The organism is Agrobacterium vitis, assembly GCF_013426735.1.
Classification (GTDB): Bacteria; Pseudomonadota; Alphaproteobacteria; order Rhizobiales; family Rhizobiaceae; genus Allorhizobium; species Allorhizobium vitis_D.
In genome coordinates, this window is record NZ_AP023274.1 from 148,476 (window position 1) to 163,504 (window position 15,029).

At 53.4% G+C, this 15,029-nt stretch carries 12 protein-coding genes and 1 pseudogene; 8 read left to right on the forward strand and 5 right to left on the reverse strand.

Features of this window, described 5'->3' with window-relative positions; translation table 11 throughout:
- Positions 1-364 precede the first annotated feature (364 nt).
- Positions 365-1,617: pseudogene (locus tag H1Y61_RS22980) on the forward strand (flavin-containing monooxygenase).
- 319 nt (positions 1,618-1,936) lie between these two features.
- On the opposite strand, the gene repC reads toward H1Y61_RS22980, so the two are convergent.
- The 5 genes from repC to H1Y61_RS23005 form a co-directional block, all read right to left on the reverse strand.
- On the reverse strand, positions 1,937-3,151 hold the full coding sequence (gene repC / locus H1Y61_RS22985; protein ID WP_180575503.1) for a plasmid replication protein RepC: 1,215 nt from the start codon (positions 3,149-3,151) through the stop codon (positions 1,937-1,939).
- Between the two features lie 154 nt (positions 3,152-3,305).
- Positions 3,306-4,328, reverse strand: a complete 1,023-nt coding sequence (repB, locus tag H1Y61_RS22990) for a plasmid partitioning protein RepB (protein WP_180575453.1) — start codon at positions 4,326-4,328, stop codon at positions 3,306-3,308.
- Positions 4,325-5,539 (reverse strand): plasmid partitioning protein RepA, encoded by a 1,215-nt coding sequence (repA, locus tag H1Y61_RS22995; protein WP_071205490.1) that lies wholly within the window; start codon positions 5,537-5,539, stop codon positions 4,325-4,327. Before repA ends, repB begins: the two co-directional genes overlap by 4 nt.
- 621 nt (positions 5,540-6,160) lie before the next feature.
- Entirely contained in the window at positions 6,161-7,489 is a 1,329-nt protein-coding gene (locus H1Y61_RS23000) for an NAD(P)/FAD-dependent oxidoreductase (protein WP_180575454.1), read from the reverse strand.
- A 54-nt stretch (positions 7,490-7,543) separates the two neighbouring features.
- The gene (locus H1Y61_RS23005) at positions 7,544-8,095 is read right to left on the reverse strand and encodes a helix-turn-helix domain-containing protein (protein ID WP_174113569.1); all 552 of its coding nucleotides are present in this window, start codon (positions 8,093-8,095) and stop codon (positions 7,544-7,546) included.
- 365 nt (positions 8,096-8,460) lie between these two features.
- Here H1Y61_RS23005 and H1Y61_RS23010 point away from each other — a divergent pair, with 365 nt between their 5' ends.
- The 7 genes from H1Y61_RS23010 to H1Y61_RS23040 all read left to right on the forward strand — a co-directional run bounded on the left by H1Y61_RS23010 (position 8,461) and on the right by H1Y61_RS23040 (position 14,995).
- The gene (locus H1Y61_RS23010; RefSeq protein ID WP_174113570.1) at positions 8,461-9,408 is read left to right on the forward strand and encodes a substrate-binding periplasmic protein; all 948 of its coding nucleotides are present in this window, start codon (positions 8,461-8,463) and stop codon (positions 9,406-9,408) included.
- 123 nt (positions 9,409-9,531) lie between these two features.
- Positions 9,532-10,365, forward strand: coding sequence for an amino acid ABC transporter ATP-binding protein (locus H1Y61_RS23015; protein ID WP_180575455.1), 834 nt, complete (start codon positions 9,532-9,534; stop codon positions 10,363-10,365).
- Positions 10,362-11,039 (forward strand): amino acid ABC transporter permease, encoded by a 678-nt coding sequence (locus tag H1Y61_RS23020; RefSeq protein ID WP_180575456.1) that lies wholly within the window; start codon positions 10,362-10,364, stop codon positions 11,037-11,039. Before H1Y61_RS23015 ends, H1Y61_RS23020 begins: the two co-directional genes overlap by 4 nt.
- Positions 11,036-11,710, forward strand: a complete 675-nt coding sequence (locus tag H1Y61_RS23025) for an amino acid ABC transporter permease (protein WP_202037114.1) — start codon at positions 11,036-11,038, stop codon at positions 11,708-11,710. The genes H1Y61_RS23020 and H1Y61_RS23025 overlap by 4 nt, the downstream gene beginning before the upstream one ends.
- Positions 11,711-11,745: 35 nt before the next feature.
- Positions 11,746-12,357: a cysteine hydrolase family protein gene (locus tag H1Y61_RS23030; protein ID WP_235680998.1), complete on the forward strand. Its 612-nt coding sequence runs from the start codon at positions 11,746-11,748 to the stop codon at positions 12,355-12,357.
- Positions 12,354-13,277 carry a GntR family transcriptional regulator gene (locus H1Y61_RS23035; RefSeq protein ID WP_180575458.1) on the forward strand — a complete coding sequence of 308 codons (924 nt, stop codon included), beginning with the start codon at positions 12,354-12,356 and terminating at the stop codon, positions 13,275-13,277. The genes H1Y61_RS23030 and H1Y61_RS23035 overlap by 4 nt, the downstream gene beginning before the upstream one ends.
- Positions 13,278-13,864: 587 nt before the next feature.
- Positions 13,865-14,995 carry a phosphotransferase enzyme family protein gene (locus H1Y61_RS23040; protein WP_235680991.1) on the forward strand — a complete coding sequence of 377 codons (1,131 nt, stop codon included), beginning with the start codon at positions 13,865-13,867 and terminating at the stop codon, positions 14,993-14,995.
- The last annotated feature ends 34 nt before the right edge of the window (positions 14,996-15,029 follow it).

A 15,029-nucleotide genomic window follows, 5' to 3' on the forward strand; every position in this document is an offset into this window, starting at 1 on the left:
TGCGTTGTTAATCTCGCCAAAAATTTCCTCTCTTTGTATATCGCTCATACCAACCTAAGAGCTTCTACCAGATTGAGATTTCGGTCCACTATCATCATAGAGTTGTAGATAGCCCGCATCGGCCGACTATTCGTAAACAGCTAACGTCCAAGGAAGAGATGGAGACTGCCTTGGCGAGCATTCGCAGAAGCGAGGGATGCCGACTTAATGAGATGCCCGACGACCAAGAAAAACGAATAATGCAGACAAATTTACTCCTACAGCCACAGCAATAAGAATCCTCGTTGTCCCTGCCCCTATGCTTCGGCTCTCGGCAACACCCCAGGGGCCAGCACACACTTCAATTTATAGAAAGGACGAAACAATGCCTGTCGAAAAAATACATGCACTCGTCGTCGGCGGTGGCCAGGCGGGCATCGCTATGAGTGAGCATCTGACCAGGAACAATGTGGCACACGTTGTCCTTGAAAAAGGAAGGATAGCGGAGCGCTGGCGTTCCATGCGTTGGGATTCTCTGGTCGCCAATGGTCCGGCTTGGCACGATCGTTTTCCAAACCTGAACTTTCCCGGCAATGCCGATGCGTTTGTTTCCAAAGAAGGCGTTGCAGATTATTTTGAAGCCTATGCAAAAAAGTACAACGCACCAATACGCTGTGGAACCGAGGTAGCTCAAGTCGAGCGCCTGGGCGGTCGCCCTGGCTTCCGTGTCGAGACATCTAACGGAGTGATCGAAGCACGCTACGTCGTTGTGGCGACCGGTCCGTTCCAGTTGCCGAATATCCCGCCAATCGTTCCGCCGATCGCCAATATCAACCAGATACATTCCAGCGAATACCGCAATCCTCACCAACTCGGGGAGGGGGCCGCTCTCGTGATTGGCGCTGGCTCGTCGGGAACGCAGATTGCGGAGGAACTCATGCGAGTAGGCCGCAAAACTTATCTTTCGGTTGGTCCGCATGATCGTCCTCCGCGCGCCTATCGCGGGTATGACTGCCCTGGTGGCTCGGCGTTCTCGGCAAATGGGATGCCCAGGTGAAGGAATTACAGACAAGCAACCATGTTACGGTCGCTGTCAGTGGTGCGCGAGGCGGAGAAACTATCGACTTCCGTCGTCTTGCAGCACGAGGAATGATTCTGGTTGGCATGACCGAAAGTTTTAAGAACGGCAAATTATCCTTCGCTGAAGACCTTGCCAACAATCTCGATCGTGGTGACCAGACCTATCTATCACTGCTCGACGAGGCGGATGCTTTCGTTGTATTGAACGGTCTCAACCTTCCGCAAGAACCGGAAGCCCGCATTCTTGGTCCGACGGCTGATTGTATTACTAATCCGATTCTCGAACTGGATCTTACCGCGGCAGGCATCACCACCATCATCTGGGCCACCGGCTTCAGGTCCGACTATAGCTGGTTGAAAGTGCAAGCCTTCGATGACGCGGGGCGCCCTAGACATCAACGAGGTGTCTCTTCTGAGAGAGGCCTCTACTTCCTCGGTCTTCCCGGACTTTCCGGGCGCGCCTCCAGTTTCATCTGGGGTGTCTGGCATGATGCCAAGCACTTGGCCGATCACATCACCATTCAGGATAACTACCTGGCTTGTATGCCGCAGGCCTAATCTTATTTTGACGTCTTATCCGGCCACCAGAATAGTGGCGTGGATGCATTCGGATTAGAGATACCGCAAACAATCTGCGCTCTTTTTCTGTTGTGATAATCAAGGCAGAAGCCCAATATTCCGCTTACACCGACCAATTTCACCGCAATCCGCATTTTTTGTGTAAATAATCACTCACAATCTGGCTTTCAAAGCACCATTGAAAAAACCTTGCTCTTTCAACTACTTATGTTGGTGGTCAGCTGACCACCAAATCACCCGCTCAATTCCTCGCATTTTGGCTCCAATCATCGTCCTTTTGGAGGATTCGCTCAACCTTTTACCCGGCCTTCATACCCGCTTCTCCGTTGGTCCTTAACAAAGCCATCATCATAGGCCCGAGAGAGAATTCTCCCTGCTGTGACCGACGGGTTAGATCACGCAGATAACCTCCTGCCGAATTGATAAAATTTGCACGTTCTAAAATACATGCAATGGCGGTTGCCGCATTCTCTTGACCCATGATTTCGCAAGCTTCCTGATAGGCGGACGGACTTACACCCAACATGGATCTAACCACCACCGCAGCTGTCATTAAGTCACGCCAATTTGCGATCTTTCCATCTGGTCCGTAATCGCCAACCGAAGGGCAGGCCTTCAAAACCATTCCAAGCGGAAATGACTTTATCGGCAGTCTTTTAGGCGAATTGTCGTGCTCCGTCATCGCTTCTTGCTCTTTTCGAGAGCGAGGTTCAAATTCAGTTATGTATTTGGTATTTGAATTCTGTATGTGCCGCTCAATTTGAGCGGCATTGGCGCTATTTTTTTCTACATTAACTTGATTTTCCAGTCGTTTAACGATGTCTCTCTTAAGGGTGTTCATCTCATCTAAAACCAACGTGACCTCAGAAAGAGCCGGCGTTCTGGATATTTTGCCGACGAGAGAGATATAAGCGCATTCGATCTCTTGCCAGTCACCTTGCGCGCCCTCCTCGATCGCCGCCGTGATGAGCTTGCGGACGTCTCGGCGGCAAATGGTCAGGCTTTCCTTGGCTTTTCTAAAGGTGGCGCGATCAGCCATCACCTGTTGCGCCATCATCGCAAGCTCCTCTGAGCGTGCGAGGAGGGGCGATAAATCGAAACCAAATGCCTGCTCGATTTGACCGGCATTATCCTTGCGCGCGTATCGTTTTCCATTGGCGCTATCTTTGCGAACGATCAGGCCTGCATCTAGAAGCACTGCGATATGCCGGCGTAAAGTCGCCCCGGCCAAGCCGTGCGCCCGAAGAGCAAGTTGGGCATTCGAGGGAAAAACAACAAGCTGTGCATCCTGCCGCAGTTCATTCTCCGGATAAAAGCTCAATAAGGCATCGAGAACCGCAAGACTGTTGGATTGTATCCCAAGCAAGTCCATTGCGGCTGAGGCATCCCTGAATATTTTCCATTTATCCGCACGTTTGCCAGGCTTAATGTCGCTTGCGGCGACCTGCCGGCGCACCAGCGCAAGCGTCATACCCCGCCGCCCGAAGGGCGTCGTTACATTTCCAGTCTCCATCATCTCTCACCTTTCAGCAGGCAAAAGAAAATCACTCACCAAAATGGCGCAAAAACTCTTGACGAGGATTCGAGGAAATGCGATTCTGTTCTTGCTAGAGAGACAGAAGGGCTTCCACGACGGCGACGTTGGGGGAGCTCTTTTCTTTTGCGGACTACTCTCCTTGTTTCTTCTGGTTCTGTGCTCGGTGCGCCTGATAAAGCGCAGGCAAGTGATCAATGACGAAGGCCGCGAAATCAGGCGTCGCCTTTCTGTCTATCGTTATTTCCAATTTGGATTTGCTTTGCGAAACCTGAGCCAATCGATCCCCATCAGGGGTCGCCATTATTTCCGGAAGTCCGCGAGAGACCCGCGGAGGCTTAAGGCTGACCAATACCGCCTTGAACCGCTCCGCAGATGGCAGTGCTTGTACTTCACGCGATAACGCGTACGTCGAGGCATCAGAAGGCGAGGGGGCCTTTTCGATAAGTTCCGTTAGTTGCTGCCAGCTGGGTCGGCCGACCCCTGGTGCGGGACCGATTGCATCGATCAGTTCCGGGGGGAGAGTGTCCACAAGCAAAAGCATTTTCGACAGGTTACTCTTGTCGATTGACATCGCGGCAATAACGATCTCGCGTGAAAATTGCTTATTCAGGCGATGTGCAAAACGTGCTTTCTCAATAAAGGTGAGATCCTGGCGTTCATTATTCTCCTGGCCCTGTGCAATGACCAATTGTTCGTCCGTCAAATCGCGAACAACCGCTTTGACCGGAAGACCTAATTCTGAAACGGCCTGAAGCCGACGGTGACCGAAGCCGACCTGATATCGGCCCGGCTGATCTGGGTGAGGGCGCACGAGGATTGGCACCTGCTGGCCCTGCTCTCGAATCGATTCGAGAAGTCCGTCGATGTCGCCAGGCATCCGGTCCTGCACGAAGGATGGATCTACCATCGCGACATCCAATTCGATGACCGCTTGGCCTTCAGCAAGACGCCGCTCTATCTCTTCAGCGCGACTCAACCGGTCATTCTGCTCACGCAGTGCGTTTCCAATATTCGCAGTCAGCTTTGTTGCCGGGTCGCGTTCTTTTCTGGCGACCCCTAGAAGCGGCATTGACCGCGTTTTACCTGCCCGGTTGTCAGAGGGCTTAGCGTCTTGGGCATCCGTTGAGACGCCAAGGATGTGCTTCCGGCTCATGTGGTTCTACCCCATGCTTTTTTGATAAGAGATTCAATCTCATCATTTACAGCGTTCATAGCTTCCAAGGCGCGATCATAGGTTGATCGGGTAAACTGACCGCGTTCCACTTCAAAAAGTGTTTGGTTTGTCAGGCCCGCGTCTGAGACAGCCGTCGTTTTGAGCATTGGAAAATTGAGGACGTTCTCACCGAAAATAGACCTGAGATAGCCAACCATTTGATTTTGTGGCCCATCACTCGGTTCGAAACGAGTGATAAGATAGCGCATCCAATTGAACTTGAACTCAGCGCCGGCGCTCTCAATTTCCCTCAACAAATTCGAGGTCATTGCCAGAAATTGGTTCATTGACATCACATCGAGCATCTGGGGGTGAACCGTCACAAGGATAGATGTTGCAGCCGTCAATGCTGAAAGCGTGAGGTAACCGAGTTGCGGAGGGCAATCGATGACGACGACATCATAATTATCTGCAATGTCTTCAATCGCTTGACTGATGCGACCATAGAAGAGCGTGTCACCTTCCTTGCGCTTCATCAATGCACGAGGAGTGTCATGCTCAAACTCCATAAGTTCGAGATTGCCGGGAATGAGATGAAGGTCCGGAATATATGTTCCTCTAACAACCTGTTCGATCGGTACTTGCTCATCATCATATCTGATGGCGCCATAGAGGGTCTCGTTTGGACCGACATCCGTCTCCGGTTGGCTGCCAAAGAGCGCAGACAAGCTTGCCTGAGGATCGAGATCGATAGCAAGCACTCGGTAACCACGCATTGCGAGATATTGAGCCAAATGCGCAGCGGTCGTCGTTTTGCCCGAACCACCTTTGAAATTCATAACAGAAATGACTTGAAGCTGCTCCCCGTCTCGACGATGCGGAAGATAGCGACGGTTTCCACGACCAATCTGGTCCATATGTTTGCGGATCACGTGGATATCTTCAATCGAGAAAATGCGCCGGCCCCCGGGGCTCATGCTGACATTCAACTCTGGCATTTCCGAAGCAATCTGTCGTAGATAAGACTCCCCAACGCCAAGCAGCTTGGACGCTTCAGACGGCCCGAATGACCTAATCCCCTTTTCGGAGGTCGGCGGGAAAACTTTCAAATGATGTGCTTGCAACTGGCTGGAAAGCGCGTCAGCGTGACGCTCCATCAAGGCAGTCAACCCCTCAATCATGGCATCAGTTTTCGGGGCGATCTTCGCCATGTCAAAACCCATTTTTTGCTATCGGCGCTAATTTCCGCGAAACCAGTAAAATTTCGCCATTGATTATTAGCGCCGATTCGGATTTTCGAGCAAGGAGTTTAAGGTTGGTAAAAGGTTAACGTGTCTTCGCTGCATTGGGCGTTCCTGCCAATTTCACAATTGTATCTGATATTTAGACGGATTCTAGACCCTGGTGCCAGCTTTAACAAAATGCAGATCTGCAGTTTTGGAAAGTTGTTTTGCACAGATGTCGCGACGTTTTGCCTCCTAACCGCCCCACCGGCTCTCTAGAATCAGTGCCTTCAGCGCGTGATGATGCCATTGGAAGCCCAGACGTCACTGCGCAGTGGCCGGTGCGTGAGGCTTGGGCGTGAGGCTTGGGCGGCTTGTGGCTAACCGGCAAGGCGCAGGTCCGACTCCATAGTTTCCGGCATGCCATGATCTTATCATCGTCACGCAATACCAAACCCCACAGGAGATGCGTGACAATGTCACCAACAGTGCTTCTGATGCTGCCCAAAGCAGGGGAGGGGAGGGGAGGCGGATCGGATTGACCTCGGTGTTCTCAACCTTCCGATCATCACGGTTTACGTTCAAAATCGGACACGCCATTGCCCGAAACTACATCATCCCCGGCGCACCAAGGTTCGTGCCGTCAATCATGCGGCTATATCGAAATGGATGGGGATCGACGATCGGCGTATCTCCAGCGATCAGGTCGGCCGCAAGCTGGCCTGCTCCTGGCCCAATGCCGAAGCCATGGCCTGAATAGCCTGTCGACAGATAAAAGCCCGGCAATGAATCGATCGCGGAGATGACGGGAATTGCGTCCGGTGTGCAATCAACCAGGCCGCCCCAGCTTTGGACCACTTTCAGGTCCGCAAGTTCGGGGTAGGTTTTGCGCAGGAAATGCACCCCCATATCCACCAATGCGGGATCAGCGGGCGGATCAAGGGTGCGAGCCCGCTCAAACGGAGAAGGATGGTCAAGCTTCCAGCGCATGAATGCCTCCGGCCCCTCGAAAAATGAGCGGCCGATCGAAATCTTCAGCTTGGCGCGCCGCTTCTTGAACATGGGCCAGAATGGTCGTGCGTAGAGCAATCCTTGCGGCGAGATTTCGACGAGTCCACGCCCGCTGAGACCAACCGTATAGCCGCCGTCGAGCCGGCGTCGGATCGTGACATCCTCCATGGCAAGGCCACCTTCAGTCACCTTTGGTGCTGGCGCGGTATAGAACGATGTCGAACGCACAGATGCCTGCTGGAGAGGCAAGCCTTCGTGACGGCAGAACAGCGATGACCAGGCACCACCAGCGAGCAAGACCGCATTGGTGCGAATGACGCCCTTTTCGGTCACCACGGCCGAGACACGGCCTGCAGAGGTTTCAAGACCGCGTGCGGCGCAATTCTGATGCAATGTGGCACCATACCGACGCGCGCCTTCCGCGATGACGGGTCCGGCCATGGCTGGTTCAGCACGTCCGTCGCTCGGCGAATGCACGCCGCCGATCCAGTCGCCAATGCTGCCCGGCGTCATGTCCTTGGCTTCGGCAGCCGTCAATAGGCGGCTGTGCACCCCATAGTCGCGTGCCTGCGCAATCCATTGACTCCATTCTGCCATATCGGATTGGGATTTGGTAACATAGATGAGACCCGAACGCCGGAAACTGACATCGACCCCAAGGTCGCCACTCAGCTTGTTCCAGATTTCCACGCTATGCCGGGCCAGCTCCAATTCCCGGAGGTCGCGGTTCTGTTGCCGGCACCATCCCCAATTGCGACTCGATTGCTCGCCACAGATGACGCCCTTTTCCAGAAGGGCCACGGAATGGCCCTTTCTGGCCAGCGCGTAGGCGGCCGAGACACCTGCAATGCCGCCGCCAATAACCACGACATCTGCGGATGCGGGCAGATGTTCATCACTGAAGACCTTTTGGACGGGTGGAGACATGGATTACCCTCTTAATTCCAGTGCTTTTTCAACGGATTTGCAGCGCATCTGCTCTCACAAATGCGTGTCGAGCACACTCATGATCCACATGAGCGTGACTTGCCCGTCGGATCGATTGTAGACTTGGTGTGGAATATCGCTCTTAAATTGAAAGCTATCGCCTTCACCAAGAACGGAAATGGTTTCGCCAACCTTCAGCGTCACTTCTCCAGTCATCACGAAACCACCTTTTTGTCCCTGACCGATCAGCACATCCTGCGTCTCACTGCCGGGTGGCATCGTCACGATCATGAAGCGAAGGTTCTGATCGGGCTGTGGTGACAGCAGTTCTTTGGTCAGTCCGCTGTCGTTCATGACCACGCTCAGGCGATCACTCTTGCGCCGAACAAAGGCTGGATCATCGTCGGGTATTGTCTCCTGGACACTCAGGAATTCCCAGAGATTGACCCCGAGTGCGACCCGTAGACGCTGTAACGTCTTCATCGAGGGGTTGGACAGCCCTCGCTCGATTTGACTGATGATGCCAGCAGACACCCCGGCCTTGGCGGCAAGATCAAGGATTGTGAGGCCGCGCTCGCCACGTAATTTACGAAGGCGTTCGCCCATTCTCTGAGCGTCCCCTGGCGACAGCGACCATGCGGAGGATGAACTCATGCGGATACCCGGATCTTCAACAAGGCCAACTCATTTTCAATTTAGCATCAGAATTTCATTTTCTTACTGTAGCTAGGGTTAAATCAAGCCTCGCGATTGCGCAATCTTAAAATGACGGCAATTCTCCGGTCAACTGCATAGATTTTCTTCTTTTGCTTTTAAATTTAGCATAAAGATATAATAATGAGCATTTTTGCCTGTTTTATTTGCAATAATACTTAACAAGAGACATTGACATAAAAATCATTATATTGAAAAATTTGTGCCTAGAGTGAAATTCGCAGCCATTGCCAGTTCCGTGCAACAGGAGAGCAGTTATGTTCGAGAAGACATCGAAATTCACCTTGTCCCGCCGCCGTTTACTTACCTATAGCGCAGGTGTCGCTGCCGGCTCGTTGATCGGCACTCGTGCGTTCGCCGCAGACAAGCCCAAGCTCAAAACGGTCAAGGAAGGCGTCATCACCATTGCCATGAGCGGAACGATGCCCGTGACAGGCCTCAAGGATGGCAAGATCACGGGCAGTGATGCGGAGATGGTTGTTGCCATCGCCGAGCGGCTCGGCCTCGGCGTCGAGCCGAATGTTATGGCATGGTCGGCGACAGTGGAATCCATCAAGACCGGTCGCGCCGATATCATGTGCGGTGACATGGGCTGGAACACCAATCGCGCCAATGCGATGCTGTTGACCGACGCAATATATTTCGACAGTAATTACATTACTATGCACAAGTCGATGCCGTTCAAGGACATGTTCGACATAAATGACGCCAAGGGTTACACCATCGGCACAGGCACAGGCTACAGTTATGTTCCAGATCTGAAGAAGATCCCCGGCATCAAAGAAGTCAAACTTTACGACAACGTCGATGCCTGCGTTCGTGACGTGCTGGCCGGACGTCTCGATTTTGCTGTGCTCGATGCCATGAACATCGACTACATGATCCTGCAAAACCCGGGTCTCGACCTGAAACAGCTGCCGATCAAGCCCAATACTGAATACCCAAACCTGTCCGGTCGGGGCCAGGCCGTCATGGGTATGAATATCGACAATACCGACCTGTTCGATGCCATGAATGAGGGCGTCAAATGGTTGTGGCGGTCCAAGAAGAACGCTGAGATCATGGCGCGCAACGGCATGACGAGCTCAAATTACATGGTTCCGCTGGCAAAGAACCCACGCGACGGCGTCGATCGTGACGACAAGGGCGGCTACATTGGCCCCGCGGCGCACACACCGAAGGATTTTTCGGCGTATTTTGCCTGATTTTGCGCGGTATATTCGACCGCAAGTCATTTTCTCAATGCCTGTATGGCGGTCATACACAATTCTGGCGGGGGCGGATCGCCGCTCCTGTTCATCCAATGACCACAATGAGGGAGCGGTAGAATGTCCGAAGAACTGGTCTCAGGCCCGGTCGCCGATAATTGCACCAGCATTTTCCCGCTTCCACTCGTGCGGATCGAGAATCTGCATAAATATTATGGTCCACTTGAAGTCCTCAAGGGGATCGACATTGACGTGCATGCGGGCGAAAAAATCTCGATTATCGGGCCGAGTGGCTCCGGAAAGACAACGCTCTTGCGCTGTATCAATTTCATCGAGACACCAACGAGCGGTCGCATCTCCATTGACGGCGAACCGATTGGAGAGAAGCAGGTTGATGGGCGTCGGATCGCGCTGTCGGATCGGGCACTTGCCCGCCAACGCGCCCGGATCGGCATGGTGTTCCAGCGCTTTAATCTGTTTCCACATCTCACCGTTTTGCAAAATATCCAGATCGGGCCCATCAAGGTAGGGCGGCGGCCCGCCGCCGAGGTGCGTGAACTTGCGCTCGAACTGCTCGACAAGGTCGGCCTGGCCGACAAGCGCGATGCCTATCCCGAAATGCTCTCGGGCGGTCAGCAACAGCGCGTTGCAATCGCGCGCGCACTTGCCATGCAGCCCCGTGTGATGCTCTTCGACGAGGCGACCTCCGCGCTTGACCCTGAACTGGTTGGCGATGTGCTGAACGTCATGGCGCAACTGGCGCGAGATGGCATGACCATGATCATTGTAACGCATGAGATGCAATTTGCCGAAGAAATCTCCGACCGTGTGGTCTTTATGGATGGCGGTCGGGTCGTCGAACAAGGTCCGCCTCGTCACATCTTCCACGCTCCAGATCATCCGCGTACCCAGTCTTTCTTGCGGGCAGTGTTACGAAAGCAAGTGCTGCAATGACAGAAGGCGCATGGCTCCGGTTCTATGACAATCTTCCCTATTTTGTGAACGCGTTGTTTGCTGGCGTGGTGATGACGGTGATCGTGACCCTTGGCGCTCTGGTGGTCTCGCTGCTGCTCGGCCTGATGCTGGCCTGCCTCAAGGCGACCGGTTCACGCACGTTCGCGGTTCTTATCTATGTCTATGTTGAGGTGTTCCGCGCCATTCCCGTGCTGACACAGCTGTTCATCATCTATTTCGGATTGGCGACAATCGGCATCAAGCTTGATCCTATTCCAGCTGCGATTATCGGCTTCGGACTGAATGGCGGGGCTTATCTGGCCGAGGTTTTCCGCGCCGGGATTGAGGGAGTTGACCGTGGGCAGACCGAGGCGGCCAAAGCCATCGGCATGCCACCGGCCATGATCCTGTTTTCGATTGTTCTGCCACAGGCGATCAGGATCATTCTTCCCTCGCTTGCCAATTTCTCGATCGGCCTGTTGAAAGAGACATCGCTCGCCTCGGCAGTGGCGGCTCCCGAACTCAGTTTTCAGGCGCATATGCTGATCGACCGGACGTTTCTCAGCACGCAGATCTATTGTCTCGTGGCGCTGGTTTATCTGGCGCTGAGCCTGCCGCTGTCATACCTATCACGCGCGCTTGAGCGCCGCTTTGGACGAGGTGTGCGCATATGATCTCCGCACGTACGATGGAACTGATCGGCGAATGGATGCCGCAATTGCTGGTCGCGGCCGGGCAAACGCTACAAATGGCGGGTCTGGCCTATATTCTTGGGGCCGTCGTCGGGCTTTTGCTGACGCTCGGGCTCAGGTCCCGATATGGCATCGTGGCAAGGGGCTGCCGGATCTATATTGAGCTTATCCGCAGTACACCGACGCTGACGCAGCTCTTTCTTATCTATTTTGGTCTTGCCTCTGTTGGCCTTGTCATCCCCAGTTTCGAGGCTGCCGTGTTGGCCCTTGGACTGCACTACGCCGCCTATATGGCGGAAATCTATCGCTCCGGTATTGCTGCGGTCGATCAAGGTCAGACGGAGGCCGCACAGGCTATCGGCATGACACGGTTGGAAACCATGCGCTACGTGGTCCTGCCCCAATCCGTCAGCATCATCCTGCCACCAATGACCAATTCCGCCATCTCGATGCTAAAAGACACCTCTGTCGCATCCCTCATTTCTGCGCCGGAACTGATGCTGCGTGCCAACGATCTCGCAAGCGAATACTATATGCCCATGCAGCTCTACCTGATTACGGGGGTGATGTATTTCATCATGGCCTATCCGCTATCGCTGGGCGTACGTTATCTCGAACACGTGGCAGCCTACGGTCGCCGGAAGGCTGGTTGAAGATGAAAATCGGAGATGGCCGTATTGAGATTGAAATGCCGCTTGCCGGGAGACGGCGGGCGCTTTTGGTTATCGACGTACAACCCGCCACGCTGTCGGCGGATGCTGCATTTCAGACGCTCGAACGAATAAGGGCCTATATCCGAAACGCCAATTATGATGCCTATGTCATTGCCAGTTTTCATGCGCCTGATGGTTCCATGTTTGAGCGCCAGCTTCAATGGACCCTGTCAAAAGATGCGGCAGGCCCGGTCGATCCTGTGATCGCAGCCATAATCGCTGCAACCGGAAAACCATGGTTTGCGCTGGATAAAACCGTTCGGTCGGTGTTTAAGGCAGAGAAAGATGATCCGTTGCGAGACTTTCTCACAGCTCATGAAATTGATGAGCTACACATGACGGGATTTGACATCAATGATTGCGTGCTTGCTTCGGCCTACGACGGGCTCGACCGAGGCTATTTTAGCTTCGTCATTGAAGAATGCAGCGGCCGCACGGATGCTGACAGGCTTGTCACCGATGCCGCCTTGACCGTCTTGAGAAAGCAGGCCATGACCAATCGCAGCTCAAGGTCGGCTTCGATTGCTGTTGAGATTTCGCTGGGGCAGATGGGCGGACATTCATCGCAGGCTACTCTGGGCCTATGATAATTCAGCCCTTCATTTTCAATGGATTGTTGCCAAGACCAAAATCATGCACAATTAATAATTCGAACGTGCTCGTCCAGGGTGGCAAAGGCCTCTATTTCCGGTACATCATCAGAATGGCAACGCTAGGCGTCATCTTCTGTTTGAATGATCGCTCCACCCTATCAAGGATCAATCGCCAAGTGAAAAGATCAGGCTTATCCTTTGACCCGGTTCCTGTCACATCCGAAGGAATACCAACGCAAAAGATGAAACCTGTTGATAGGGAAAGCCTGCAGCAGCAGAGCTATCAGGCGTTGCGTGAGGCTTTGATGAAGGGCCGGTTTATGCCCGGCGATACCGTGAGCCTCAGAAATCTGGCACAGGAACTCGGCACCAGCCCTATGCCCGTCCGGGAAGCGGTACAGCACTTGATCGCCGAGGGTGCGCTTGTCTTGAGACCGAACAGGACCTACGCCGTGCCGGAAATGACGCGCGAAATCCTTGCGGAACTGAAGAAGCTCCGTGTTCTTCTTGAGGGAGCCGTGGCAGAGGCCGCCGGGTCATTGATCGGCGCGCCGGAATTGTCCAGCCTCTACGAGCTTCAAGGTCAGATGCGCTCGGCTTTGGCGGTTGGAGATTCAAAACGGTATCTTATAAAAAATCAGGATTTTCATTTTACGCTTTATCGAAGCTCGGAAATGAGCATTGCTATTGGCATTATCGAGACCTTGTGGCTGCGAATTGGACCAAGCTTCAACTTGCTGACGTCGGGTAAGCGTGCCGCTGAGCGTGATGAGAAGCAGGTCGCTTCGCTGACCGATCATCACGAGGCTGCATTGGCTGCAATCGCCGCCAAGAGTCCGTCGAGGCTTCGAGGTGCCATTGAACAGGACATCATTCAGGGAATGGATTTTATCATCGAATGCACGCCAACCTGATTGGCTGCGTGGGTATTGCCAGGTTGTCTGACCCCGGTGTTTCGGGTGTCGAAGAAGGGAAATTACCGGGCTTTTCCCGGTTTGAAGGGGTCGTCATTGGGCTCATCGTTGATTGAAAGCAATTTCACCGTTTAGCGGTAGAATCTGCGAGCGTGCGCACATATTGCTCGCACACCATAAATAGGCATGGAACCAATTGTGATCTCACTCCACGAATGTTTTGTGGCGCACTGAGAATAATGCTGCAGCACCCGCTCTCTGCGTAGCCAATCGAATACGAGGCGCGATTAATAGCGCTTCAATCGATTAGAAGCTGTTTTAAGCTCAAAAAATACTTAATTCTCTCTCGACGGTAGTTTGGGCCGTTTCGGGAAGTGACCTAGGGTGACAATTTTTCGTTTGGACAATTTTATTATCTGCGATATGTGATCACAGTTGAAGCGCCCTTGGAGAGATACTTGGGGCGCCTCTACCATTCGCTCAAGAGTGGCAGAAAACTTTGAACCGAAGGGATTGTTCATCAACCTATCTGTTTCATGTCCGCAAGCGTGACTGCAGCGACCCCGAATAGACGAGGATCTTCAAAATTGGGCGTACCTCCTGATCTGACCACCGAGGGTCACTTGGCCCGCCCTAAAGGGTCTCAAGCTGTTGATATCGACTATGGGCAGTTTCCGGCAGTTTCCAGTGAAGCCTATTTTCGGGCTGCCACGGCAACCTTGGCCACGCAGCCAAGCACGATGAAAGCCGAGCGGACTGCCGAGCTTCTTAAGCAGCACTATGGTTTGAGCGGACTCCATTCGACGTTGTCGTCAGAGCTCGAACGTACCGAGATGGTAGAGCTTTCGGATGGCCGCAGACTGATCTTTAAGACCTCAACCCAGCCAGAGGCAATCGACAGCTTTCGGTTTCAGTCAGCGGCCATTGCCGGAGTGCAAGGAGGTGCCGGGTTTGTTACGGCGACCATTCTGCGCACAAAGAGCAACGCGTTGATGTTTGAGGAAGACGGCGTCTGCGGATACGTTCAGAACTGGGTTGCTGGGGTTCCGTTGCATCAGGCGAACATAACGCCTGACCTGCTTTTTCGCACGGGCAGCGCGCTTGGCCGGTTGAACCGGGCACTTGAGGTGATCGATACGCCTGCGATCCATCGTCCGATTCTTTGGCATATCGGTTGCTGGCCAAGGCTTTTGGAACTGGAGCAATATTTGCCGTCCGGGCTCGTTGCGGATAACGTGCGTGCTGCAATGAGCAACTATATTGAGTGTGTTGAACCGCAGCTATCGGGCCTTGCGTGGCAGGTGACGCATAATGACCCAAGTCCGTTCAATACACTTGTGACTGAAAATGGACTTAGCTTCATTGACTTTGGCGATGGCTGCTGGGGACCAAGGATTCAGGACCTTGCGATTGCTGCAAGTCACCTCGTCAACGATCCAACGCTTGCTTTGGGCGGGGCAGAATATCTTATTGCCGGTTACGCCTCCGTCATTCCACTTTCAGCGCAGGAAGCGAAACTGCTTGTCGGGCTGATGCGTGCACGACAAAGCGCGCTGATCCTCATCAACTATTGGCGATCTCATCTCTTTCCTGACGAGGCCCAGTACATCAAAAAGAATGTTGCCCGGGCCGAGCGTGGCCTGTCTATCCTCGCACCTCTGGGTGCTGTTGACGCGGAGCGGGCCGTTCTCACAGCCACCAATCTTTTAAGCATATGAAACGAGACGTCTTGAACGGTTTCTCGGATTCATC

Bases quoted from the DNA above. Each gene is read 5' to 3' on its own strand.
- repC (WP_180575503.1), bottom strand. From the start codon at position 3,151: ATGGAGACTGGAAATGTAACGACGCCCTTCGGGCGGCGGGGTATGACG.
- repB (WP_180575453.1), bottom strand. From the start codon at position 4,328: ATGAGCCGGAAGCACATCCTTGGCGTCTCAACGGATGCCCAAGACGCT.
- repA (WP_071205490.1), bottom strand. From the start codon at position 5,539: ATGGCGAAGATCGCCCCGAAAACTGATGCCATGATTGAGGGGTTGACT.
- H1Y61_RS23000 (WP_180575454.1), bottom strand. From the start codon at position 7,489: ATGTCTCCACCCGTCCAAAAGGTCTTCAGTGATGAACATCTGCCCGCA.
- H1Y61_RS23005 (WP_174113569.1), bottom strand. From the start codon at position 8,095: ATGGGCGAACGCCTTCGTAAATTACGTGGCGAGCGCGGCCTCACAATC.
- H1Y61_RS23010 (WP_174113570.1), top strand. From the start codon at position 8,461: ATGTTCGAGAAGACATCGAAATTCACCTTGTCCCGCCGCCGTTTACTT.
- H1Y61_RS23015 (WP_180575455.1), top strand. From the start codon at position 9,532: ATGTCCGAAGAACTGGTCTCAGGCCCGGTCGCCGATAATTGCACCAGC.
- H1Y61_RS23020 (WP_180575456.1), top strand. From the start codon at position 10,362: ATGACAGAAGGCGCATGGCTCCGGTTCTATGACAATCTTCCCTATTTT.
- H1Y61_RS23025 (WP_202037114.1), top strand. From the start codon at position 11,036: ATGATCTCCGCACGTACGATGGAACTGATCGGCGAATGGATGCCGCAA.
- H1Y61_RS23030 (WP_235680998.1), top strand. From the start codon at position 11,746: ATGCCGCTTGCCGGGAGACGGCGGGCGCTTTTGGTTATCGACGTACAA.
- H1Y61_RS23035 (WP_180575458.1), top strand. From the start codon at position 12,354: ATGATAATTCAGCCCTTCATTTTCAATGGATTGTTGCCAAGACCAAAA.